This window comes from Thermobaculum sp. T2p (assembly GCF_059335935.1).
In genome coordinates, this window is the sequence record NZ_JANZYQ010000020.1 from 222,774 (window position 1) to 228,773 (window position 6,000).

Sequence of the window (6,000 nt, forward strand, 5' to 3'; positions counted from 1 at the left end):
TTATGCGTTAGCCTCTTGGCTTACAGAAACCTTCCTTATTGGAGTCATTTCGCCCCAATTAGGGCCATATTCTGCTTCAACTACCAACGGCACGGAGAGATCGAATGCCGTTGACATCTCCCTTACAATAACCTCGGCAGCTCTATCCAGTTGGCTCTCAGCAACTTCAAAAAGAAGCTCATCGTGGACCTGCAATATCATTTTGGCCTTTATGCCTTCTCTTTCCAGAGCTGAGCGGACATCTATCATCGCCTGCTTGATGATATCTGCAGCCATACCCTGAATGGGCATGTTGATTGCCGCCCTTCGTGCAGCCTCTCGTCTTTGTGGATTTGAAGAGGTGATATCTGGAAGATACCTACGTCTACCTAGCGGAGTCTCCACGTAACCCTTCTTCTCGGCTTCCCTGATCAATTGCTCGAAGTAGGCCTTAACTCTGGGGAATTGATCCATATACCTTTTTACGAACAGATTGGCCTCACGCTGCTCCAAGCCCGTATCTCTTGCCAATCTAAAGCCACTCATACCGTATATTATCCCAAAGTTGATAGTTTTACCCATTCTCCGCATGTTGTCATCTACAGACTCTATAGGGACCCCAAATAACCTGGAAGCCGTCAGGGCATGGATATCGATATCTTTGGAAAATGCCTCCTTTAGCTTAGGTTCATCGGTCACATGGGCAAGGACTCTCAGCTCTATCTGCGAGTAATCAGCACTAAGTAGGACAGAAGGTTCATCGAAGATGGCATTGTTTTTTTCAGGACTGCCAGCTACAAATGCCTTCCTAACTTCCTTACCAAGCGATGACCTTATCGGTATGTTCTGCAAGTTGGGATCACTTGAGGCAAGTCTGCCAGTAACTGCGGAAGTCTGACTAAAGTTCGTATGCAACCTTCCGGTTGATCTACTTACCATTAGAGGTAGTGCATCTACATAGGTGTCCTTGAGCTTCGTAAGCTGTCTGTAGCTGAGAATCAGGTCGATAACTGGATGTTGACCACTGAGTGCTTCCAAAGTGGCAGCATCCGTGGAGTAACCCTTGGATGTCTTACGTATACCCTTGAGTCCCAAGTCCTGGAACAAGAACTTAGATAATTGCTGCGGAGATTTAAGATTAAACTCGTATCCAGCAATCTCATATATCTGAGATTCAATATCACGTATCTGCTCGTAAAGTTTAGTTGATAGAGACTTAAGAGCATCAGCATCAACGGCAACACCGGTCATCTCCATGTCGGCCAAGACCGGCACCAAGGGCATCTCAAGAGTATAGAACAAGTCTTGGAGCTTTCGATCAGCTATTTCCTTCTCTAACATCGTAAACAGGCGGAAGGTCATATCTGCATCGGCACAAGCGTACCGAGCACATTCATCCACAGAGACCTCCAGCATGGTCTTCTGATTTTTGCCCTTGCCTATGAGCGAATCTATGGTAGTCATTTGAACACCGAGTCTCGTAGCAGCGAGATCCTTAAGACCTACAGAGGTCTCATTGAGCAGAAAGGCTGCTATTGAGGTGTCAAAGTAGAGAGGCAACACCCTTATTCCGTGTTTGTAGAGAGCTATATAATCGAACTTAGCGTTATGGGCTATCTTTTTCGGTCCACCTTCTAACAGAGGACTAAGTTCACCAAGCAAGTCTTTTGTACCATCATCACTAAACCCATTGATGGGGACATAGTAAGCTATCCCCGCCTCAGGGGAAAAGCTGACACCTACCAGGTCCGATTCCATCACATTTTTGCCACTTGTCTCCGTATCAAAAGCTATGTATTCCTTCGCAAGAAGCTCCTTCACCAAGCGGCGCAATCTTTCCTGATCACTTATGATTTCATATCTCTCCTGGATCTGAGGTTGCTCACCCCTCTCTACAGAGGCAACTTTCTCATCCGAGATATTTTTTGGTTCAAAATATTTAGGTAGACGGTACATTAAGCTGCGGAACTCCAGCTCACGGAATATCTCGTTTACTTTCTGTATATCTGGAGTCCATACACGGGATATCACAGGCTCAATATCAACATCTATATCAGTAACTATGGTAGCCAGTCGCAGATTTTGCATTAACTGCGACTGGTGTTCCTTTATCGCATTGCGTATACGTTCAGGCTTGATCGAATCAACATTCTCGAGTATATTTTGAAGGCTACCGAAGGTTTGAATAAGACTTCTGGCCGTCTTCTCTCCAACACCAGGAACACCAGGGATGTTGTCACTAGTATCACCCATTAGAGCTTTGAAGTCTACTATGTACTTGGGATCGAAACCATATTGCTGACGAACCAGATCCGGAGTATATACCTGTACTTCCGAGAACCTGCCCCTGGCGGGTAACACCACGCTAACCGAATCGCTTACTAGCTGCAGAAAATCCTTATCTCCCGTAACTATGACTACTTGATGCCCCTGTGAGGATAGTTTCTTAGCAAGGCTACCTATAACATCATCGGCTTCGTATCCTGGTACCTCATAGACAGGGATATCAAAAGCTGCTATAAGCTGCCTTACTCTCCCTATCTGGGCCTGCAAATCATCAGGCATGGGTGCACGCTGTGCCTTATATTCGACGAACTCGTCATGACGGAATGCCCTCCCGATATCAAAAGCAACAGCAATAGCGTCGGGCTCCTCGCGATTTATTACCTGAACCAACATATTACAAAAGCCATAGATGGCGTTGGTCTTCTCCCCCTTGGAAGTTGCCAAATCAGACGGCAGAGCGTGATAAGCCCTATAGATTAGAGAGTAAGCATCTATCAGTACTACCTTCACAGCGCACCCTTCAACCATTAGCTGCTTTTACAAGTCATTGACCATTATAACACTCCTCAACTCAGGACTCTCACGAGGAGTTTTGTATCGTTTATGCAACAATCCAAATTGATGATTATAATACGAACATAAATGGCATGCTCTGTAGATTGCGAAATATCTATACTTACAAAAATTTTTACATTTAGGGTATTGACTTTCGCCTTAGCATTTTGTAGCATTTATGCATCAAAGAGATGCGCGCATCAGAGAAGCAAAAACCGAGATAGACGAGAGTAAAAATAGGAGGTACTAATCATGAAGTGGTCTAGCTTCGGACTTAGGTGGGGTTAATCCCCGACTTCGGCTAAAAATTTCGAAATAAACGCAAAAACATCGGTGTAAAACCACCGATGTTTTTGCGTTTAGCAGGGTAAGACAAAGAAAAGTAATCCATAAAATAGTACTATTTATCTAGAGCTAAAGCGCATAAAATGATGTATCATGAGGCACAGAACATTAGCATCAATTAGATAGATTGGGAGCATAGCTTTTGTTAGGGCAGATACCCAGAAAGGTATTATTGTTCGTAGCAATCACAACCCTAGTTGGGTTGGCTACGATAATCTTATCAGCAAAGAACCTAGTCTATCTCTCTAATAGAGATCAGATAGCCCTATTGGCATTTGTTCTAGCAGTTATATTATCGGACATCTACAGAGTAGAGTTATTCATGAAGAACATGAATTTGTCGATGTCCACAGTAGCAACTTTTGGCGCCATACTACTTTTCCCCCAGCAATGCGCGTTGGTAGCCTTAGGCACTTTAATATCAGACTTTATAATACGAAAACCTATTATTAAAAGCATATTCAATGGCAGTCAATGGGCAATTACAACATTCATAGCAGGGCTCACTTGGCAAGCTCTTAAAGAGGGAATAGCTTCATATCAATCTATAAACGCTGCTTATTTTCTAATGCCCAAAAATATTATTGCAGCTATAGTTTGTGCAATCGTTTGTTTAGTTATCAACTCGTTTTTAGTATCTACAGTGATTTCATTATCAGAGGAAGTTAGCCCTCTTCTTGTCATTAGGAAAGGGCTTAGTGGGATAGTAGTACAGTTTCTAATTCAACCAGCCCTCGGATTACTGATTGCAATACTGTTTTCTCTCAACCCCTTTTCTGTATTACTAGTAGCATCCCCATTAGCAGCAGTTTACTACTCTCTCAAGAACTTCGACAACCTACGAACACAGACACTTCAAACTATTGAAAGATTGTCAGACATTTTAGACCGTAGGGATCCACAAACCGACCAACACTCTATCAGGGTTGCACATTACGTTAGACTTATATGTGAGGAGCTAGGACTTCCTGGGGAAACCACTGAAACCATAGTTTCTGCTGCAAGAGTGCATGATCTTGGCAAGATAGGCATTCCAGATGCCGTGCTTCTTAAGCCCGGCAAGCTGACAGATGAAGAGTGGGAGCTGATAAGAAAACACCCAGAGTATGGAGAGGACATTTTATCCCCGCTTAGCGCCTATGAAGAGTGTCTTTCAGCCATTAGGCATCACCATGAGAGATGGGACGGCATGGGATATCCGGATGGACTTGCGGGCGAGGATATCCCACTCGGGGCAAGGATAATAGCAGTTGCGGACACCTATGACGCTATGGTAAGCAGCAGGCCTTATAGGAAAGGTGCTGACAAGCCAGACGCACTACTCGAGATCAAGAGACAAGCAGGGAGACAGTTCGATCCGAAAGTCGTAGAAGCTTTTTTGAAGGTCATGGAAAACAGGGCTGAAGTAGCAATGCCTATATCCATAAATGTAGTGTTCGATAAACAGGCAAATACATAGGTTGCAGTTGTTCGAGTGAAATGGAGCTAAGGGTTGAGCTCGCAGGCTATAGCTAATAGCTACTCTTACAAAAGCGTGCTAGCGAACAACAATTTTAGGCTGCTCTGGATAGGGCAGCTGGTATCAGCCTTTGGAGATAGACTCCACCAAATCGCTTTGCTTGTGCTGGTTGGTAACCTGACCGCCAACAATATGGAAAAGGTCTCACTCGTCTGGGTATCTATAGGGCTTCCATCTCTGCTTCTGGGACTAGTAGCAGGAGCACTGGTTGATCAATGGGATCGCAGAAAAGTACTGCTTGTATCTGACTTATTGAGAGTGCCAATGGCGGCTAGCATACCATGGTTAGCAAGTATCAACATAAACTCCATCTACATGATGGCGGTGTTAATCACCGCAATAACACTCTTCTTTAGGCCGGCAAAACAAGCCATAATTCCCTCTATTGTTCCAGAAGAAAGTCTATTGGCAGCAAATTCACTCTCGTCAATAACGGATAACATCGCCGATATCATTGGCTATCCAGTTGCTGGATTAGTAATAGCTGGATTATCAGTTGCTTCTGAAAACAGCGGGATACATCTAGCATTTCTAATTGATGCTGCCACTTACGGGTTCTCCGCCTGGATGATAGCAATGATGTCTACCAGTGACTCCGTTTCTAGCGGTCGCAAAATTAGTACTAGCATCTCTTGGCGCAGGATATTGAGCGACATTGTTATTGGCCTGAAAGTAGCTTTCCAAAATCCATATATTAGGACCAATACTGTACTCGTAACTTTAGCAGCGCTGATAGGTGCAGGAGCAAACACTCTATCTTACGGCTACGCAGCTGTAGTTACTAATACAGGTGGCTTCGGGTACTCACTCCTTGAGGGTGCAATAGGCTTCGGAAGCGTTCTAGGAGGATTGCTAGTTGGCAGATGGGGATATAGGATCCATAAAGGTCCCGTTATATTATGTGGGCTTATAGTCATGGGAATCTCCACAGGTATACTCGCGATAATAGGTAATATCTGGGTAGCCATGTTCGTGCTAGCGCTAAGTGGCATTGGTAACATGATGATGCTTGTACCAAGCGTAACGCTAGTACAGGAATTGTGTAGCAAAGATGTGCTTGGCAGAATATTCTCGCTGAGAAGCATGTTGCTTAGCTTGTCAATAATCACTGCCAACTGGTTAGCTGGAATAGGAGCCCAGAAGATCGGTGTTCAGAATATGTGGGGATTGTTAGGAATAGCCCTAACGTTAGTTGGAATGCTGGGCTTACTTATCAAAGAAGCCAGAGAAGCCAAATAGAAAAATTCTGCAAAATCACCTTGACGTTGTTCCAACTAATTGATATTATTTTTCTCGCGCCCCTGAGAGGGGTGTGG

Annotated in this window: 3 protein-coding genes; 2 read left to right on the forward strand and 1 reads right to left on the reverse strand. The window is 44.3% G+C overall.

What is annotated here, in order from left to right; translation table 11 throughout:
- The gene (polA, locus tag N2245_RS10785; RefSeq protein ID WP_494536734.1) at nucleotides 1-2,775 is read right to left on the reverse strand and encodes a DNA polymerase I; all 2,775 of its coding nucleotides are present in this window, start codon (nucleotides 2,773-2,775) and stop codon (nucleotides 1-3) included.
- A gap of 532 nt (nucleotides 2,776-3,307) precedes the next feature.
- Between polA and N2245_RS10790 the strand changes: the two genes are divergently transcribed.
- Entirely contained in the window at nucleotides 3,308-4,624 is a 1,317-nt protein-coding gene (locus N2245_RS10790) for an HD-GYP domain-containing protein (RefSeq protein ID WP_494536735.1), read from the forward strand.
- 33 nt (nucleotides 4,625-4,657) lie between these two features.
- Nucleotides 4,658-5,923: an MFS transporter gene (locus tag N2245_RS10795; protein WP_494536736.1), complete on the forward strand. Its 1,266-nt coding sequence runs from the start codon at nucleotides 4,658-4,660 to the stop codon at nucleotides 5,921-5,923.
- Nucleotides 5,924-6,000 lie beyond the last annotated feature (77 nt).